This window comes from Amycolatopsis rubida (assembly GCF_900115345.1).
Classification (GTDB): Bacteria; Actinomycetota; Actinomycetes; order Mycobacteriales; family Pseudonocardiaceae; genus Amycolatopsis; species Amycolatopsis rubida.
Window position 1 is genome coordinate 605,445 of the sequence record NZ_FOWC01000001.1, and the last position, 16,604, is coordinate 622,048.

Genomic DNA, 16,604 nt, shown 5'->3' on the forward strand with positions numbered 1-16,604 from the left:
TCTACCGCGCATTGACCAGGTACAACTCAGCACGTCCGTAGAGCGGCGCGGAAATCGTCCAGTGGGCAAGATAATCCGGCGGCGGCGGTCCCCAAACCCGGCGCAACGCGAGGTCAACTTTCCGCGGCCGCACGGTGTAGTCGAAGAACGCGAAGTTCACCCGAAGCAGTCCGCGCGACAGACGTCCGGCCCGTGCTTCCAGTTCGGCGATCGCCCCGGGCATGCGGCCGCGGTCGGAAAAGACGTCGATGATCGCGCAGTCGCAGGTGTAGGCCAATACTCCGATCTCCTCGGCGCTGGCGACCGTGCGTCCCGCAGCCAGTCTTCCCACCTCCCGGCCGATTTCGGCGTACTGCGCACTCGTGGTGTAGTTCGATGTGAACGGCGCGAAGTCGCGTGGCAGACCGGTCCCGGCATAACCGACCACACTGGCACCGACCAAAGCCGCGATGACAGCCGTCCCGGCCGCACGCTCGATTCGGTGCGCGGAACCGGCCGCTACCGCGCAGCCGAACAGCGTCGCCGCGACGATTCCGGGGCCGTAATACCAGTGGTACGGCGGAACTTTCAGCTGAACGTAGGCCAGGCTGTGTCCCGCTCCGGCCACCGCGAGCGCCGCGAACGGGAGCAGCCTGCGGCAGGCCGCGTCGCCGCGCAACGCCAGGACCAGCCAGCGCAACCCGGCCAACGCCGCCAAACCGGCGCACAAGAACGCGAGCACCGTCTGCCCCGGCATGTTCTGCCAGTACAGTCCGATGCCATTGCCGAATTCCCACTTCCCCCAAGCCTGTCGCGCGCCCTGCAAGGTCTTGATGACAAGAGTGTCCGGAACGGCGGCGCCCAATACGACCCAGCTGAACGCGAACCACGGCACCGCGACCAGCGCCGCGCCTTGCACGCTGCGCAGGCCCTCGACCCAGAATCGGTTCCGCACCAGGAAAACCACGCCCGCGAAGAGCAGCAGATCGACCCGGACCAAGGTCAGCGCACCGGCCGCCAGTCCGAACGCGAACGGCCGTCGCTCCACCGAAAAGACCAGCAGCCAGCCAAGTCCGGCCGCGCCGAGTTCGACCTCCATGCCGATCGACGACACCAGCAGCGGGTTCACCGTCAACGCGGCGGTCGCGAGAACCGGGAACCAGCGTGGCAGCCCGGCGACCGCGCCCACCCTCCGCAGCGCCAGCACCAGCAGCACCTGGCAGGCCACGTACAGCACGCCCGCGGCGAGAACCGCGTCCCGCAGCACGAATGTCAACGCCGCCAGGGAAAGCACGTTCAACGGCGAGGTCGCCGTATTCGAGGTGCTGCCGGCCAGCAATCCCCAATTTCCGTGAAACGCGAGATTGCGCGCGTAGCTCAAGGTGATATAGGTGTCGTCGATCAGATGACCGTGCGCCACCACAAAGAACAATGCCGACGCGACCGCCGCTCCGAGCAACAGCCAATCCACCCGTCTTCGGACGGAAACCGGCTGTTCACAACCCGATCGAGGCGTCGTCAAACCCAGTGCCATTATTACGTTTCCCCCAGCAGCAGTCTTCGGAAGACCGATCTGTCCGGTGCTATCTCCCCGGAAAGTCGTGGACCTGCCCGTCGCGCATGGTAACTCGGAATTTTCGGTTGTATTCGTCATGCGGAGAATCGTCCTCGACGAATTTCACGACGAAAGTGCCGTCGTTCAGCACGGCGGGAGTCACCGAGTCGTCCGGCCCGTACAGCTCCACTTCGGCCACGTCGGGGCTGACAACCCCGAACACGACGCTCGGCTGGCCGGGATTGACGACGCTGGCGAAACCGCAGATCGGGCGGGTCGCGTTGAGGCAGGCGTAGCCCTCTCGCCCGTGGATCCAGTCCCTGGCGTCGGTGACCATCAGGCCGGCGTTCTGGTCGTCAGGGCCGGAACCCTGGCCGTGATCGAGAACGCAGACCGCCGCGAGCGAGGCGTTGCGGATGACGAGGTAACTCCGCTTCTCGTCCTGATCGATCTTCAGCGTCGAGCGCCAACTTCCCCGATCAGGCAACACGGCTCCGAAAGAGGGGGCGCTGTCGAGGCAGGCCTTGAGCAGTTGCGTGTCCCCGGAGTCCGGCCTGGCACCGGCCGGAACCCGCGTCGAGTCCGGACTGGCGTCGTACACCGGGGAGAACACCAGCGTCGCGCCCAAGGCCAGCGCGCCGACTCCCGCGGCGACCGCCAGCGGCAAGCCCAGCTTCCGGCGCCGCCGTGCGCGCAGTTCCGGAACGAGCCGGTTCCACAGAGATTCCTTCAGGAGATCAGGCATCGGCCGGTCAGGCGGTAGGTTGAGATCGTCGGCCATCAGAACTCCTCTCCGACGCGTGCGCCGATGTCCCGCAGCAGCTCGCGCAACCGGGTTCGCGCGCGCGAAATCCGCGCGCGCACGCTCGGTTCGGCGATCCCGAGCACCGCGGACGCCTCCGCGGTCGACAAACCGCCCAGCAGACAAAGCTCAACAGCCCGCCGTTCGGCCCGAGGCAGCTTCGCGACCGCGCTCAGCACGACCTTCAGCTGTCGGTCCGCGTCGATCTGGCCGGCCACCTCCTCGGCGTGATCGCGGACCACGGGATTGCGCGGCAACCGGGTCAGCACGGCCGCGAAACGGCCGAGGCGGCGCTGTTCCCGGCGGGCCAGATTGGCGGTCACGGTGTAGAGCCACGGCCGGGCGCTGTCGTTCACCAGCGTCACCTCGCCGAGCCGCCGCCACGCGGTGAGGAAGGTCAGCGAGGCCAGGTCCTCGGCGGTGGCCCAGGAACCCGTCAGCCGGTAGGCGTAATTCCACACGGCGCTGGCATGCCGGCCGAACAGCTCGCCGAACGCCGCGACCTCGCCCGCCGCGGCCCTCGCCCACAGCTCCTGGTCGCCACCGGGGACATCCGGGACGTCGGCGTCGTGCTCGGCCGGCATCCCCCGCCCCTGATCCGAAACTATCGTCACAACCCCATGTCCCCGGTCGCCTCGACAGCGTTGCATCAGTCCCGGGTCCAGGGTGATCAGTGTCTCGCCTCGGCGGGAAGCGGAAAGATATAGTCAGGCGGAGCCAGGTCACGTGGAGGGCTGTGGGGGATGACCGACTACAGGCGCGATGAGCCGCCGACGAACCCCTTCCCCGCGGCCGGTTACGCACAGCCGCCCGCGAAACCCCGGCGGACCGGCTGGATCATCGGCGGAGCCGTCGCGCTGGTCGTCGTACTGGGGATCGGGATCGCCGTCGGCGTTGTGGCCGGGCAGCCTGCCGAGCGTCCGCCAGAACGGGCCGCCGTGCCGGGTTATTCGATGGACCACGTCGGCAACGCCTGCGATCTCGTCGATCCCGCTCCGTTGCAGAAGTGGTCGCCCACGCCCAAGGGCCCGCCCAAGCACGAGGAAGTCCGCCCGAGCGAGCACGACGCCGGCAGTCTGAGCTGCCAGCTGCGCTACACCGGCAGCGATATCCTGAACACCGCCGAAATCCTCCTCGACGTCGATTTCACCGAGGGCACCGCGCCGTCCTCCTACGCGAGCTGGAAACGCGGCACCCTCGCGAAAACCGGCGAGGGCAAGGCGTCCGGGCCCATCACCGGAGTCGGCACCGAGGGCTTCTGGCACTCCGAGGTCTTCGGCGAGCTGGTCGCGGACACCCGCTACGTCCTCTGCGCGGTGGACGAGAACGTCTCGGTCCGGGTCCGGCTCAACTTCAGCCGTACCCGCGAGGTCGCGCAGATGCACCGCACCGAGGTCCAGCCGATCGCCGAAGCACAGGCCCGGAAGGCGTTGAACGGGCTGAAAGGGATTCGATGACTGACTCGCCTGGCGACGGCCGGCATTCCTATCCCGTTGCCGGGCAACCATATCCGCCGCCCGGCCAGGGTTTCGGCTATCCCCCGCCCGCGAAACCGCCCGGCCCCAGGACGGGACTGATCGTGGCGGGCGCGATCGGACTGGTCGTGATTCTCGGCGTCGGGATCGCGATCGGCCTGTCCCTCAGCGGCGGCTCGTCCGCTCCGGAAGCCAAGCCGGCCCCGGCCGCCCCGAGCCCGGCCCCGTCCACCACGGCCTCTCCCGCCGCGCCGCCGGGCAAGTACTCGATGAGCGGGATCTCCGATGCCTGTGCCCTGCTGGACCCGAAACCGCTGGCGAAATGGTCCGCCACCCCGATCCCGCCGGTCCACCGGGAAGGCCGGCCAAGCGAGGGCTACGGCGGCGACCTGAGCTGCAGCCTCCGCTACACCAGCACCTCCGCGACCGACGGCGTCGCCACCAACGAGGCGGGGATCGCCGTCCGCGCCGAGTTCGCCTCCGCGGACCGGCCACCGGCTTACGAGCAGTGGAACACCAAGCCGTCGCCGGGCTGGACCTCCGGCACAACCCCCGGTCTCGGCACTCGCAACTACTGGCGCGCGGGCAGCACCACGGAACCGGGCCCGGGCGCGAGTTACATCGTGGGAGTGGAGGACAGCAACGTGACGGTGGAGATCCAGGTCGCCGTCCACCGCGCACCCGGCGAGACGCCGCTGAAGATGGATGAGCTGTCGTCGATCGCGCGATCACAGGCCCGGGCTGTGCTGGACCGGCTCCGGAAGCCCTAGCTCCGGACGGACGGAGGCAAACCCCGGATAGCCGCGGTGGTACCGCTCGATCGCCGCGCCGACCGCGAAAACATCGCTGTCGCAATGCGGTTTGCCGACTATCTGCACGCTGAGCGGCACGTTGCCAGGCCCGAAACCCGACGGCACGGACAGCACCGGGCAACTGTTGAGCAGGTTGAACGGTAGGCACAGATGAGTGTCGTAGGGGTACTTGACTTCCTTGCCGTCGATGACCGGCTGGGTGGTGACGTAGTCCTCCCCCGCGAGGAAGCCGAACAGTCCTTGCGTTGGACAGATGAGCACGTCCGCCTCCGTCAGCACATCCCGGAGCGCATGCCACGCGGCCGCTTGGTGCTTGACCGCCTCGGCGTAGTCGGCCGCGGTCCGTTCGCGGAATCCGTCGAGCACAACGGCCGCGTAAGGCATCATGAGCTGCCGATCCAGCTGCTCGGCCGGGCCCGCGTGCATTTCGAGCAGTACTCGGGCCGCCCACTGCACGCTGGCCGCGTCCCAGGCCGGCTCGGTCAAGCCGACCTCGGCACCCGCGCTCCGGAGCGACATCGCGGCGGCCGCGGTCGCCCGCCGGATCGCCGGCTCGACCGCGAACCCGCCCAGAGTCTGGCTGACCGCGACACGAAGACCGTCGACCTCCGGCGCGGCGCGAAGCAGCGGCGCGGCGGGCAAGGACGAGGGGTCGGCCGGGTCCGGTCCGGAAAGCACATTGGCGAACAACGCGCAGTCGGCGACCGTGCGGGCCAGGACGCCCTGCGAGTAAAGCGGGTTGGCCCATTTGGCCGGGGGACTGGGAATCCGCCCCCTGGTCGGTTTGTAGCCGACGACTCCGCAATATCCGGCAGGCATCCTGATCGACCCGGCGGAATCGCTTCCGGTCGCCAGCACGCTGGTGCCTGCCGCGAGGCTGGCGGCGGACCCGCCGGAGGAACCGCCGGGAGAAAACTCCGTGTTCCACGGATTCCGGGTCGTGCCGTAGAGGGCGCTGTGGGTGAAACTGGCGACGCCGAACTCGGGCATCGTCGTGCGAGCGTGCACGATGCCGCCTGCCTGCGCGATCCGCCGCGGGACAACGTCGGTTTCCTCGGCGAGGGCTCCTTTGAAGTGCAGGCTGGCCTGATCGGCGGGGTGTCCGGCGATGCGCAGGTCCAGTTTCGCCGCGATCGGCAGTCCGGCCAGCGGCGGCGCGGTCCCGTCTCGGTAGGCGTGCTCTGCCGCTTTCGCTCGCGCCAGCGCCTGTTCGTCGAACCTGGCGGCGAACGCGTTGATCCGCGGTTCGGCCGCATCGGCCCGGGCGAGCACCGCGCGCATCAACTCGACGGGCGAGAGCGCGCCCGAGGAGAACTGCTCCAGCGCATCGCTCGCGGTCAGGTAGATCAGCTCGTCGTCAGTCATCAGCCGGCCGCCTCTTCCAGCGGCCTGCCCGCGGTCTCCTCGCACAGCAAGGCAATCGCGGCCGTGCCCAGGCCGACCAGCGCCAGCACGCCGAACACCACAGCTGTGGTCGCTCCCAGCCCGAGCAGTCCCGACACCACGACCGGGCCGAGCAGGATCCCGACCGCCGACCAGGTGCCCACCACCGAGGACGCCGCGGCCCGGAACCGAGCGGGAAAGACTTCGGCCGAATAGACGTACATCGTGATGTTGGCCGCGAAGATGAACGCCGCGGAGAGCGTGGACCAGATCAAGACCTGCACCGCGCCCGAACCGGCGATGAGCGCGAGCGGGACCAGAAGCGCCCCGCCGATGGCGAATCCGGCGAGCAATGTTTTCTTCCGGCCGATCCGATCGACGTACGCCGCGGCCGCGAAGGATCCGCACAGCCCGGCCGCGCTCGTGATCAAGGTGTACCAGAGCGCCTGGGACAGGCTCAGGTGGTAGACGTTGAGGTAGATGGTCGGCAGCCACGTCGTCAGCCCGTAATTGACGAAGAATCCGCCGAACCACATCACCGAGGTCGTCACCGATCGGCGGAGGTACCGGCGGCTGAAGAGATCGCGTGCGCGGGCCCGCCCGGTCGGCGCGGCCGTGCCGTCGAACTGGGGAGGGTCGAGCGGACGGCCGGTCGATTCGGCGACAGCCCGCTCGATGCGTTCGACGACCGCCAGTGCCCGCTCGGACTGGCCGTGCACGGCCAGCCACCGCGGCGACTCGGGCATCAGCCGGTAGATCGGATAGATCAGGAACAGCGGAATGGCGCCGATCAGGTACAGCGGCCGCCAGCCGATCACCGGGAGCGCGATCGACGCGACGGCGGCGAACGTGAGCCCGGCGGGGAACGCGAGTTCGTAGAGCAGGACGGCCCGGCCGCGCTTGCCCCGTCCGGCCAGTTCGGCCATCAGAATCGCGGCCGAACGGATCTCGCCGCCGATGCCGATCCCCTGGATCGCGCGCAGGGCGCAGAACACGCCGACGCCCGGCGACAACGCGATCAGCAGGCTCGACAGGCCGGTCAGCGTCGTCGTGACCAGCACCAGCCTCGTCCGGCCGAAGCGGTCGGCGAGCATCCCGATCAACGGACCGCCGATCAGTCCGCCGATCGCCCCGGACATGACGCAGGCGGTGAGTTCGCCCGGCCCCAGCTGCCATTCCGCCCGCATCAGCGGCAACGCGTAGGCGATCAGCAGCTGGTCGAAGCCCGCGATGAAGGTCACCGAACCCAGCAGCAGCCGCCGCGCGGCATGCCACCGGGAGCTCGGCAGCCGGTCGATGCGCGCGGAAACCTCCGGGAAGGTCCGATCACGGGCTGTCGCCGACGGCGCGGCCCGAAGCTCATGGTCCGAAGTCACGGAAAAGTTCCTTACCTCTAAGACACTTAGTGCCGTGATTGATATCACCGGCTCGCCAGGGCTCGCAAGTACCAGTTGCCCGCAGCGGACGTGGTGCCAGATGACGACGCGCTCGGTTCGGCGGCAAGCGGCAAGGGAGATCCGCGGCGGCGGGCATCGGAGGGGCTGCGACCGGAAACAATCCGGGAGCCGAAAAAGCAAGAAACCCCCTGTTTCCAGAGGGTTTCTTGCTTTACTGTCTCGACCAGACGTGCGCCCGAAGGGATTCGAACCCCTGACCTTCTGGTCTGGCGTCGACAACGATCGTCGTTTGCCGAAAGTTCGCGATAAGGGGCAGTACCTGGCCAAAGAGCGTTCTAGCGCCGTGCCCCGTTGAGGGACGGTGGGGGTTGGCCAGCGTTCCTTGTCGTTGATTACTGGCAATAGACTGGCAAGCGCAAGCCCGCCAACGTGCGCCGTGAGTCCGGGACACATCTCCTCAGTGTGCTGCCTCAGGCAGTGTCCCCTCTCGGCTAGACCCGCGCAGGGTAGCCTTACAGCGATGACTTCACTCGGCGCACCAACCTCGGTCAGTTAGGCAGGGCTAAGATGGTTCCGACCGCTCAATCGCAGCCCAGCCGTCTTGTGGCCCTCGTGCGTCGACTCGTGGCACTGCCCAACGAGACCGAGTGGGTGGAATTCAAGGAGAACAACGTCAAGCCGGATGAGATCGGCGAGTACATCTCAGCGCTTTCTAATGGCGCGGCCTTGAACGGGCAGACGCATGGGTACCTTGTCTGGGGAATCCGAGATTCCGACCACGCCGTCGTTGGAACCTCGTTTAACCCGGCGACAGCCAAGGCTTCCGGAAATGAAGATTTTCTTGCGTGGATAATCCGACTCCTATTTCCACAAGTTCACATAGCATTTCACCCATTTGAAATGGACGGGCAGCGACTAGTTCTTCTAGAGGTCGCGGCAACACACACGGCACCGGTCAGATTCAAGGACTTTGAGTACATCCGAGTCGGGTCTTACAAGAAGAAGCTGAGGGATTACCCCGATCATCAGAGGCGCTTGTGGCGAGTATTTGACCAGACGTCCTTCGAGGACAACGTCGCAGCCTCATCAGTCAGCGCCCAAGAGGTAGTCGACCTGATCGACTACTCTAGCTATCACAGACTGCTCAATAGGCCCCACGCCGAACAACTAAGCCAAATCTTGAACAACTTAGCTTCGGACGACATCATTCGCGAGTCGGACACCGAGGGCTGGGATGTTACAAACTTTGGAGCCATGCTCTTTGCCCGGGACATAGCCAACTTTCCGCCTTTGAGCCGTAAGGCCCTGAGGATTGTCCAGTTCCGGGGCGACAACCGAATAAATACCGTTCGAGAGACCGATGGCGTACATGGCTACGCGACAGGATTCCAAGGCGCAGTTCAATACTTGAATGACATGCTCCCAGCAAATGAAATTATTGGTCAAGCACTCAGGAACGACGGTCGAATGTTCCCTGAACTTGCCATCAGGGAGCTTCTAGCGAATGCCCTTATCCATCAGGATTTCACACAAACCGGAAACGGTCCAATGGTTGAGGTATTTGACAGCCGGGTTGAGATAACCAGCCCTGGTCGACCACTCGTCGACCCTTCTCGTTTCATCGACGCTCCCCCTCAGTCAAGAAACGAGAAGATCGCTTCAATGATGCGTCGCGCAAAGATATGCGAAGAACGAGGAAGCGGTTGGGACAAGGTTGCATTTGAAGTTGAATTAAAACAACTCCCGGCCCCCTTGATCTTACTTCCGGGAACCAGCACCCGCGTTATCCTTTATGGGCCAAAACCCTTTTCTGAAATGGATAAAGAAGAGCGCCTTCGTGCTGTCTACCTGCACGCTTGTTTGCGGTACGTGGAAGGCAAGACCTTGACCAACTCGTCCCTCAAGGAGCGCTTCGCCAGCGACTCCGTGAGCGTGCCGACGATCAGCAATCTGATCAGGGATGCTGTGAACGCCGGACTGGTCGCCGCGGTCGACCCAACGACAGGCCGACGCTACATGAGGTACCAGCCAGCTTGGGTCCTGGACGACACAGCCGCTCTTTAGCCTTCATTTCAGAGATTGAGTGACGTGGATCACACTGACTGCGTACACCCCGCCTGACCTGCCAAAACAGCGGTCTCGCTATTTGCGATGTTACTAAATCAGGTAGGGTCAACTTGACAACTTGCCTCAGGAGTAACCTGGTCAGTTACCGCTTCGTTACATTCTACACCCGGGTGAGACCTTCTGTATCTCCACCTACAAGTGGGGGCCTCTTCGTCCATCCCGGCGACCTGGCTTTAGCCCGATCAAGCCTGTCAAGGGGGCACCTTTCCACTGCTGGCGAGCGTACCGCGGAACTGCCCCCTTGACAGGCTTGATAGCCCATGGGAGGTCTCCGGGATGGACGTGAGGCACACACGGACGCAACCGATGCGCCCGGCTCGACCATCCTGGTGGCCTGCCCGTCCGGCGAGGACATCTCTTTTCAGCGCGACTGCTCGCGGCCCCTCCGGCGGGTGGCCGCTGGGCTGGCTTTTCCGCGGGCGATCGGCGGGGACCGGGCGCCAGCCCGCACGCCCCGTCGATCTTGCCCGCGGATCAAACACCGTGCCCAGCGGCCCCGGAGGGGCCGCCTTGAACAAGTAAGGAAACTCTGAACACGAGAGCTGCACGCTGGTCACGGCCGCCGAAGGAACGGTTAGAGATCAGCCATTGACGTCACGATGCCATCCGGTGCCAGGGCTGCGAAACGCTCATGCTTCCCCGGCTTGTTGGCAAAGGCGATGACGGCCGTCCCTGCTGCGCGGGCCGCTTCGATGTCGGATGTCGAATCGCCGATCATGACGTACGCGCTAGGCTGCACCTCACCGGCAGAGATGACTTGCTGAAGCAAGTAAGGCGACGGCTTGAGATGCTGAATCTCGGCATCGTCACGCGCTGAGATCCCGTGAACAAGATCCTCAAGCCCGACGCGCTGAAGATAAGAGCGGACTGCCGCGGCGCTGTTGTTGCTCACGATGGTGATCACTCCGCCGGCAGTCCTGACGCGCCGTAGAAGGTCAGAGGTGCCAGGGGTAGCCGGAGCAGTCTCGACGGCGGCAACCTCGCACTCTCGGAACAGCTCTTCCAGCCTCACAGCAGCTTGACTGTCCACCCTCGCCGCGAACTTCAGCACGTCGAACGGGTCGCTCGTGTCCAGCACTTCTGACGGGAATTCGAGCCCCCACCCAGCACCCTTGCGGCGTAGCTCTTCGGCAATAGCTCGGTCCGTGACTGCACCGAAGACGGCGCAGACCGGACCGTCGAAGTCCAGCAGGACGTGGCTCGAACGCGCGACAATCTCGGCAGGCTTCACCGGTTCATCTCGCCAGAGACCGTGTTCCAGATGCTGTCGAACCACATGCGGGACTGCTTGACGTACTGCGATGCGATGGTGTCATCGTTGGCATCAGCACTGTGGTGAAAGAGGATCGTGTCTTTCCCCATCAGGTCCCAGATCGCCGTCGGAGACCCGTCCAACGTGACTGTGTGCTCTTGCACCGGGTAGTACCCGAAGAACACTTCAGCATCATTGATCAGGTACAGCTTGAACAGCGGGACTGTGGGACACGAACGGATCTCTGCCCGCGCGTCCTCGACAAGACCAAGCTCCCCCAGTTCGTTCACAGTGTCCACAATGGCCTCTGTGTGCCTCTGCATGATCCCATGGGCACGCTTCCGAAACGCCGGACTGTCCTCCATACCGTTGACAGTCGCCGGCAGGGTCCACGGCACGTCTGGGTCGGGCACCAGCAACCGGACAGACACGGATGCCGGACGCAATCGACCAGCACGGATCTTGTCCAACGGCTCAGCGATTGCGCCGTGCAAGGTCTCACCTGAGAAGCCGGCGAAGTCGACGGAGACGTGCGCTTCCTCGAAGGCCCGTTCAAGATGCGGACGCAAGCCAACTGGCCGTTCGGTTCGTTCGCGGACGAAGACACCGCTCCCCTGGCGGGAGACCACCAAGCCCTCATCCCGAAGGATCCGAATCGCCTGCTGGATGGTCATCCGAGCCACCCCATAGCGCTTAGAAAGGTCCGGGCCTGACGGCAGCTTCTCCCCCGGCTCGAACTTCCGCGTCAGGATCGCGGCACGAAGGTTGTTCGCGACCTGCTGGTACGGCGGGCGAGGGTCGTCCGGGTCAAGAGCGTCCATATATGCAGGTTAGAGGTACTTGCCCAAGATTTCTAGCCAACCTAGACACGTCTGTTGACTTGGCTAGCCATGCTGGTCTACATTAAGCATGACTAGCCAAGCTAGTCCGGTTTACAACCCGACAAGAGGAGACAGACCATGCGGAACATCCCGTGCGACCTGAGCAACTACACCGCCCGTGTCGCGGAGGTGCCGGGCGTGAAGATGGGCAAGGACGACCAGGGCCGCGAGTTCGAGGTGACGGACAGGCAGACGGGCGAGAAGAAGTTCGTGGCGTCGCTGTTCCTGAAGGCGAAGGTCCGGGGCGAGAAGGGCGAGGAGGTCCGGTTCACGCTGGACGCTGACCCGGGCGAGGGCTTCGAGGAGGGCATGGTGGTCGAGCTGGTCGCCCCGCGGATGTCGCCGTACTCGTTCAAGAACGGCAACGGCGAGACGGTGTCGGGCGTGTCGTTCGCCGCGGTCGGCCTGAAGCCGGTCGGTGCCTCCTTTTAATCCGGTCACACCAGCCCTCCCTATTCCTGGTTAGCGGCCCGTTTCGAGTCGGGCGAGGGCGCTTCGCGTTCATTGACAAATTCAGAGTGTGCCTGACTGCGCCCAAAAACAAGCCTGTTACGGCTGTTCGCGTTGATTCCCGAAATCATTTCTTCGGGGATCTTCGGGAGTGTCCGTACCAGTGAAAGCGAGTGCAGAAATGGACGAGTTCGACTTCTATGCGGCTCAGTTGAGCGCGTGGCCGTGGCTTCACCTGGCCGAGACCGAAGGGGCGGACTGGTGATCAGCAAACACGGGCTGGACGTCCTGCTCAACGACTACCGGACGGCCGCGAACCTGATGGACAAGGCGGCGGCGACGCTGGAATACGCGTCGGTGAGCATTTCCAGCGCAGGACCCGAATTCACCCGCATCTCGTCAAAGTTGATCAACGACGTGAACGACGTGTGCGCGGCAATCGGCAGTGCTTACAACAAATTGAACGAGGTGACCCCCGATGAAGACTGACCTTTTCGTCCCTGCTGACGGTCTGTCGACGTTCGACCCGGACGGCCCGAAACGAGGCGCGTGATGGCTAGTCACGTGTGCTCCGCAAATTTCTGGCTGTCTCCGACGCGTATCGCGACCTGCAATGTGTGCGGTCGCCAATGGAGGATGTAATGGGACCCGACTTCTTGATTCACGGCGCGATTCCGATGCTGGTGTGGGCGATGGCGCTGATTGCGCTGGCGTTTGCTTTCCCGGCCGCTGCCGGCACCGTCCTGGCGATCGTGGTGGTGGGCCTGGTAGTCGGCCGTTCCCGCCGCGCCACGGGCAGGTGAGCCGCTGTGGCGGGCGAATCCCTAGACCTGTTCGGCAACGCGGTGGGCGATCCCGTCTCGACGGAACGCGACCGGATGCCGGTGAACGACATGAACTTGATTGAGAAGGTGCTCGACGTTGCGGAGAACACGGGGTATGTGCTGGTCGGCCCGGCTGAGCGGGTCTACCGGCTGTATGCCCGGCTGGCGATCGAGAGCGCCCCCGCGAACGAGGCTGACGCGGTGCATCAACTGCTGGACGCCAAATGGCTGACGAAGGGAGGGAGCCACTTCTACACCTGTCACGGGCACAGCGGTCCCGGCAATTCGGTGCTGGTGCCGCGTGCGACGAAGGAGAAGGCCCGGCACTGGCGCGCGCTGGCCGGCCGTCCGAGCACCAGTCGTGAACGAGAGCGAAAGGCAAGCTGATGACGTCGCAAGCGATCAACAACCACAACAAGGCCCGGTTCGATGAGTTCGAGCACGCCCTGGACGCTGTTCGGACCGCGTTCGATGAACTCGCGAAGCTGGGCAAGACGTTGGACGACAACGGCACGGCCGACCGGTTCGAGGGCTGGCAGGTCCCGAGCAAGGGGGAGGTCCAGTCCGACCTCCGGGCCGCATCGTCCGCGCTGGACACCCTGCGTACCGCCGCCACGAAGCGGAAGGCGGAGCTGATCTCGCGGGGGTGGCGGGTGTGAGCGACGACCCGGGCCTCCGGCACAAGACGGATGAACGGTTCTTCTGGTCCGGCCGGATCACAGCCCTGTGCGGGGCGACCGCGGAATACGGCGAGTACCAGAGGGTCCATTTCTTCTCGTTCCTGCCGATGTGCCCCGACTGCAAACGACTGTCCGAACGCGACACCTGACCGCGAAGGAGATACACCGATGACGAGCCAGCTCGAAAGCAAGGTCGCCGATCTCGACAAAGCGATGATCAAGCTTCGTGACGCCATGGGTTCGCTGTCGAACCGGGTGGGCGGTTTCAAGAAGGAACACGACGAAGCCGCCCGCAAGGTCGCCACCATGACCACCACCGTGGAAGCCGCGAAGCCGCTGTTCAACACCGGCGGCAAGCGCCGTCCCCGGAGCCGTCGCCGCTGATCCCGGATCGCGACAACCGAATATCGACCGCATGACCCATCTCGATGGGCGACGTCAGGGCCGCTGCCCGTCGATGTCGATGCGGGTCGCGGCCCTGGTGTCGCTCCTGACCAGGGAGCACCACCGCCATGAGCCGCAAGAACAAAACCGCCCCGACCCGTCGCAACGCCCACAAGATCCGCCCGGAAGCCCGCTGCGCGCTGTGGCTGGCCCGCCATCCCGGCTTCATCGCCGCCCCGAGCGCCCTGGCCACCAGCATGATCGAGCTGGGCGCGACCACCACCGGTGGTATCGCCGCCGGCACCCTGGCTGCTGGTCTCGGCTGGTACCGGGCGCACCCGGGCTCCTTCTCCCGCATCGCCGCGCCCCGCCTGCGTGCGACCCGCCGCCGCTGGACCCGCTACATCGGCCGGTCCTGGAAGACCAGCCTGGACTTCTGCAACCTGACCGTGGACGACCGGCGCACCGGGGAAATCCTCGTGCCCCGCCTGCTCAGGGTCGCCAGCCCCACCCCCTCGATCGACGTGCTCCGGGTCGCGATCCGCAAAGGGCAGTCGGTCACGACCTTCCGCGACGCTCAGGAGGAGTTCGCGTCCGCGCTGGGTGCCGACGCGATCTCGATCGAGAAGGAGAAGCCGCGGGTCCTGCGGATCACGCTGGTGTTCGGCAATCCGTTCGACGACATCGTGCCGCCCGCCGACATCCCCGGCGACCCGAGCGAGGTCGACCTGACCGCGCTGGAACTCGGGGACACCGAGTACGGCGAGGTCTGGACCGAACCCCTGCTCGGACAGCACTGGCTGATCTCCGGCGGCACCGGTTCGGGCAAGGGCTCGCTGTTGTGGAACCCGCTGCGCGCCATGGGGCCGATGATCCGCGAGCGCATCGTCCGGGTCTCGGTGATCGACCCGAAGGGCGGGATGGAGACCGAACGCGGCAAGCCGCTGTTCTACCGGCACGCCAGTCCCGCCGACGAGGACGTCGAGTACGACGACGGCGACGGCCCCGAGGACATCGATCCGATGCTCGCGCTCCTGTACGAGTTCCGCGACCGGATGCGCGAACGCCAGGACCTGTTGCGCCGGGAGGGGAAGCGGAAGTTCACGCCGGCGGTCGAGACTCCGTTCGAGGTCCTGATGATCGACGAACTCATGATGCTGACCGCGCTCGCCGGCCGTCGGATGATCGGCGAGGTCAACAAGCTCCTGGCCGAGATCCTCACTCAGGGCCGCGCCGCCGGGTTCGCGGTGATCGCCTACGTGCAGGAACCCACCAAGGACATCGTTCCCGTGCGGGATCTGTTCACCCGCCGGGTCTCGCTGCGCACCGGTGCCGCGTCCTTCGTGGACATGGTGCTGGGCGAAGGTGCCCGCGACCGCGGCGCGCTCGCCGACGAGATCCCGGAAACCGGGGCCGAGGGCATCGGCTTCCGCACCACCGAAACCTCCCGCCAGCCCGTCCGCGTGCGTGCCGGCTACAGCACCGACGACGACATCGACGAACTCGTTCGCCTGTGCACTCCGCACGACGACCCGCCAGCCGATTCCAACGTGTACTCCATCGCTGCCTGACTGTCGTGAAAGGACAGACGAAATGACCACAGTGCTCGCCCTTGTCGCGGCTGCAGTGGTGGGCGTGTCGCTACTGCGCCTGCTGTTCCTGTTTCTTCCCGTGCTCCTCGAACCGTTCGTCTTCTTACTGCTGATGGTGCTCGTTCTGGTCACCGCCCCTGTTGCGGCCGCGATGAAGGCTCACCGCGGCCGTCGCGCCCTGAAAGGACAGATGAAATGATCACCTTGAAGTTCCTGAGTGCCTGGCTGAAACTCGCGGCGGTCGCGGCGGTCGCGTTCGTGATCGAAGTCGCGCTCATCTCCTCGCTGTGGCTGGGTCTCCTGGTCATCGTCCCGACCGTGCTGCTGTTCCTCGGCTTGTCGGCGGCGATGTGGCGGGAATGGCGCTCCGTCCGCCGCGGCGACGGTGCCTACAGCTACTCCTACATCCGCTACGAGCAGGAGTGACGGCCGTGACCGCCCCCGATCCGGTGCCGCCGGCGGACGCTGAGGTATGGCAGAGCGCGGTGGCCACGCTCGAAGACGGGCTCGGGATCTACCCGCTCCGCTCGATCGACGGCGTCCGCTACGAGGGCGCGAGCGTCGACAACACCGCCGTGGTCGCCACCTCTTCCACCGTGCTCCTGCGGGTCACCCGCCATCGCCACGGCCGCCCCGAGGTCAGCGAAGTGGAAATGCCGCCCGCGTTCGCCCGCTACCTCGCCGCCCTGCTTGATTCCACCGCCCGCTACGTCCAGACCAGCCCGGAAGGAACCCTGTAATGCGCGCGTCCAACGTGGTCAAACTTGCCCGCCTGCAAGGCGAATTTGACTCCGAATACCGGCAGGCCATCAACCCGGACGGCACCCGCAACCGCGAAGCCCTGCTCCGCTTGTCCGAACTCGCCGCCCGCATGGTCACTGTCTACGAGGAAGAGGCCGCACTGGCGTGCCGAGCGGCCAACCAGGCGTACGACCTGGCCACCGGCAAGTAATCCGTCCTTCGGCATGTCTTGAGTCCTCGTGACGCTTGCCGCACGAGATCTCACGGCGT

Annotated in this window: 22 protein-coding genes; 15 read left to right on the forward strand and 7 right to left on the reverse strand. The window is 65.4% G+C overall.

Annotated elements, in window-relative coordinates:
- Position 1: 1 nt before the first annotated feature.
- The 3 genes from BM362_RS02990 to BM362_RS03000 are packed head-to-tail and all read right to left on the reverse strand — an operon-like array spanning position 2 to position 2,920.
- A complete protein-coding gene (locus BM362_RS02990) occupies positions 2-1,633 on the reverse strand; it encodes a hypothetical protein (protein WP_244287028.1) in 1,632 nt (543 codons plus the stop codon).
- The gene (locus tag BM362_RS02995) at positions 1,563-2,315 is read right to left on the reverse strand and encodes a hypothetical protein (protein ID WP_093572128.1); all 753 of its coding nucleotides are present in this window, start codon (positions 2,313-2,315) and stop codon (positions 1,563-1,565) included. Before BM362_RS02995 ends, BM362_RS02990 begins: the two co-directional genes overlap by 71 nt.
- On the reverse strand, positions 2,315-2,920 hold the full coding sequence (locus tag BM362_RS03000) for an RNA polymerase sigma factor (RefSeq protein WP_093572129.1): 606 nt from the start codon (positions 2,918-2,920) through the stop codon (positions 2,315-2,317). The genes BM362_RS02995 and BM362_RS03000 overlap by 1 nt, the downstream gene beginning before the upstream one ends.
- A gap of 159 nt (positions 2,921-3,079) precedes the next feature.
- Here BM362_RS03000 and BM362_RS03005 point away from each other — a divergent pair, with 159 nt between their 5' ends.
- Both BM362_RS03005 and BM362_RS03010 read left to right on the forward strand, forming a co-directional pair.
- Complete coding sequence (locus tag BM362_RS03005; protein ID WP_093572130.1) at positions 3,080-3,793, forward strand: hypothetical protein; 714 nt, start codon at positions 3,080-3,082, stop codon at positions 3,791-3,793.
- Positions 3,790-4,581, forward strand: coding sequence for a hypothetical protein (locus BM362_RS03010; RefSeq protein ID WP_143132369.1), 792 nt, complete (start codon positions 3,790-3,792; stop codon positions 4,579-4,581). The genes BM362_RS03005 and BM362_RS03010 overlap by 4 nt, the downstream gene beginning before the upstream one ends.
- Here BM362_RS03010 and BM362_RS03015 read toward each other — a convergent pair.
- Positions 4,540-5,988 (reverse strand): amidase, encoded by a 1,449-nt coding sequence (locus tag BM362_RS03015; RefSeq protein WP_093572132.1) that lies wholly within the window; start codon positions 5,986-5,988, stop codon positions 4,540-4,542. The two genes, BM362_RS03010 and BM362_RS03015, sit on opposite strands and share 42 nt — an antisense overlap.
- Entirely contained in the window at positions 5,988-7,382 is a 1,395-nt protein-coding gene (locus BM362_RS03020; protein WP_167545191.1) for an MFS transporter, read from the reverse strand. Before BM362_RS03020 ends, BM362_RS03015 begins: the two co-directional genes overlap by 1 nt.
- 672 nt (positions 7,383-8,054) lie before the next feature.
- On the opposite strand from BM362_RS03020, the gene BM362_RS03025 reads away from it, so the two are divergent.
- Positions 8,055-9,467 carry an ATP-binding protein gene (locus BM362_RS03025; protein ID WP_244287029.1) on the forward strand — a complete coding sequence of 471 codons (1,413 nt, stop codon included), beginning with the start codon at positions 8,055-8,057 and terminating at the stop codon, positions 9,465-9,467.
- 637 nt (positions 9,468-10,104) lie between these two features.
- Here the strand turns inward: BM362_RS03025 and BM362_RS03030 are convergent.
- Together BM362_RS03030 and BM362_RS03035 are read right to left on the reverse strand one after the other, a co-directional pair.
- Positions 10,105-10,761, reverse strand: a complete 657-nt coding sequence (locus BM362_RS03030) for an HAD family hydrolase (protein WP_167545192.1) — start codon at positions 10,759-10,761, stop codon at positions 10,105-10,107.
- Positions 10,758-11,603 carry a GntR family transcriptional regulator gene (locus BM362_RS03035; RefSeq protein ID WP_093572136.1) on the reverse strand — a complete coding sequence of 282 codons (846 nt, stop codon included), beginning with the start codon at positions 11,601-11,603 and terminating at the stop codon, positions 10,758-10,760. Before BM362_RS03035 ends, BM362_RS03030 begins: the two co-directional genes overlap by 4 nt.
- Before the next feature lie 138 nt (positions 11,604-11,741).
- Here BM362_RS03035 and BM362_RS03040 point away from each other — a divergent pair, with 138 nt between their 5' ends.
- The 12 genes from BM362_RS03040 (at position 11,742) to BM362_RS03085 (ending at position 16,545) form a co-directional block, all read left to right on the forward strand.
- Positions 11,742-12,095, forward strand: a complete 354-nt coding sequence (locus BM362_RS03040; protein WP_093572137.1) for a hypothetical protein — start codon at positions 11,742-11,744, stop codon at positions 12,093-12,095.
- A gap of 279 nt (positions 12,096-12,374) precedes the next feature.
- A complete protein-coding gene (locus tag BM362_RS03045) occupies positions 12,375-12,602 on the forward strand; it encodes a hypothetical protein (RefSeq protein ID WP_093572138.1) in 228 nt (75 codons plus the stop codon).
- 152 nt (positions 12,603-12,754) lie between these two features.
- Positions 12,755-12,916: a hypothetical protein gene (locus BM362_RS47250; RefSeq protein ID WP_167545193.1), complete on the forward strand. Its 162-nt coding sequence runs from the start codon at positions 12,755-12,757 to the stop codon at positions 12,914-12,916.
- Between the two features lie 6 nt (positions 12,917-12,922).
- On the forward strand, positions 12,923-13,324 hold the full coding sequence (locus tag BM362_RS03050) for a hypothetical protein (protein WP_093572139.1): 402 nt from the start codon (positions 12,923-12,925) through the stop codon (positions 13,322-13,324).
- Complete coding sequence (locus tag BM362_RS03055) at positions 13,324-13,596, forward strand: hypothetical protein (RefSeq protein ID WP_244287030.1); 273 nt, start codon at positions 13,324-13,326, stop codon at positions 13,594-13,596. The genes BM362_RS03050 and BM362_RS03055 overlap by 1 nt, the downstream gene beginning before the upstream one ends.
- On the forward strand, positions 13,593-13,766 hold the full coding sequence (locus BM362_RS47255; RefSeq protein ID WP_167545194.1) for a hypothetical protein: 174 nt from the start codon (positions 13,593-13,595) through the stop codon (positions 13,764-13,766). Before BM362_RS03055 ends, BM362_RS47255 begins: the two co-directional genes overlap by 4 nt.
- Positions 13,767-13,785: 19 nt before the next feature.
- Positions 13,786-14,001 (forward strand): hypothetical protein, encoded by a 216-nt coding sequence (locus BM362_RS03060; protein ID WP_093572141.1) that lies wholly within the window; start codon positions 13,786-13,788, stop codon positions 13,999-14,001.
- 128 nt (positions 14,002-14,129) lie between these two features.
- A complete protein-coding gene (locus BM362_RS03065; RefSeq protein WP_093572142.1) occupies positions 14,130-15,572 on the forward strand; it encodes an FtsK/SpoIIIE domain-containing protein in 1,443 nt (480 codons plus the stop codon).
- Positions 15,573-15,594: 22 nt separating this feature from the next.
- Positions 15,595-15,792 (forward strand): hypothetical protein, encoded by a 198-nt coding sequence (locus BM362_RS03070; RefSeq protein ID WP_093572143.1) that lies wholly within the window; start codon positions 15,595-15,597, stop codon positions 15,790-15,792.
- Positions 15,789-16,019: a hypothetical protein gene (locus BM362_RS03075; protein WP_093572144.1), complete on the forward strand. Its 231-nt coding sequence runs from the start codon at positions 15,789-15,791 to the stop codon at positions 16,017-16,019. Before BM362_RS03070 ends, BM362_RS03075 begins: the two co-directional genes overlap by 4 nt.
- A 5-nt stretch (positions 16,020-16,024) precedes the next feature.
- Positions 16,025-16,333: a hypothetical protein gene (locus tag BM362_RS03080; RefSeq protein ID WP_244287031.1), complete on the forward strand. Its 309-nt coding sequence runs from the start codon at positions 16,025-16,027 to the stop codon at positions 16,331-16,333.
- Complete coding sequence (locus BM362_RS03085) at positions 16,333-16,545, forward strand: hypothetical protein (RefSeq protein ID WP_093572145.1); 213 nt, start codon at positions 16,333-16,335, stop codon at positions 16,543-16,545. Before BM362_RS03080 ends, BM362_RS03085 begins: the two co-directional genes overlap by 1 nt.
- Positions 16,546-16,604 lie beyond the last annotated feature (59 nt).

Coding starts and splice junctions, on each gene's coding strand:
- BM362_RS03000 (WP_093572129.1), bottom strand. CDS start 2,920: ATGCCGGCCGAGCACGACGCCGACGTCCCGGATGTCCCCGGTGGCGAC.
- BM362_RS02990 (WP_244287028.1), bottom strand. CDS start 1,633: ATGACGAATACAACCGAAAATTCCGAGTTACCATGCGCGACGGGCAGG.
- BM362_RS03035 (WP_093572136.1), bottom strand. CDS start 11,603: ATGGACGCTCTTGACCCGGACGACCCTCGCCCGCCGTACCAGCAGGTC.
- BM362_RS03010 (WP_143132369.1), top strand. CDS start 3,790: ATGACTGACTCGCCTGGCGACGGCCGGCATTCCTATCCCGTTGCCGGG.
- BM362_RS03015 (WP_093572132.1), bottom strand. CDS start 5,988: ATGACTGACGACGAGCTGATCTACCTGACCGCGAGCGATGCGCTGGAG.
- BM362_RS47250 (WP_167545193.1), top strand. CDS start 12,755: ATGGGACCCGACTTCTTGATTCACGGCGCGATTCCGATGCTGGTGTGG.
- BM362_RS03055 (WP_244287030.1), top strand. CDS start 13,324: ATGACGTCGCAAGCGATCAACAACCACAACAAGGCCCGGTTCGATGAG.
- BM362_RS03085 (WP_093572145.1), top strand. CDS start 16,333: ATGCGCGCGTCCAACGTGGTCAAACTTGCCCGCCTGCAAGGCGAATTT.
- BM362_RS03005 (WP_093572130.1), top strand. CDS start 3,080: ATGACCGACTACAGGCGCGATGAGCCGCCGACGAACCCCTTCCCCGCG.
- BM362_RS03060 (WP_093572141.1), top strand. CDS start 13,786: ATGACGAGCCAGCTCGAAAGCAAGGTCGCCGATCTCGACAAAGCGATG.
- BM362_RS03075 (WP_093572144.1), top strand. CDS start 15,789: ATGATCACCTTGAAGTTCCTGAGTGCCTGGCTGAAACTCGCGGCGGTC.
- BM362_RS03065 (WP_093572142.1), top strand. CDS start 14,130: ATGAGCCGCAAGAACAAAACCGCCCCGACCCGTCGCAACGCCCACAAG.
- BM362_RS03070 (WP_093572143.1), top strand. CDS start 15,595: ATGACCACAGTGCTCGCCCTTGTCGCGGCTGCAGTGGTGGGCGTGTCG.
- BM362_RS03040 (WP_093572137.1), top strand. CDS start 11,742: ATGCGGAACATCCCGTGCGACCTGAGCAACTACACCGCCCGTGTCGCG.
- BM362_RS02995 (WP_093572128.1), bottom strand. CDS start 2,315: ATGGCCGACGATCTCAACCTACCGCCTGACCGGCCGATGCCTGATCTC.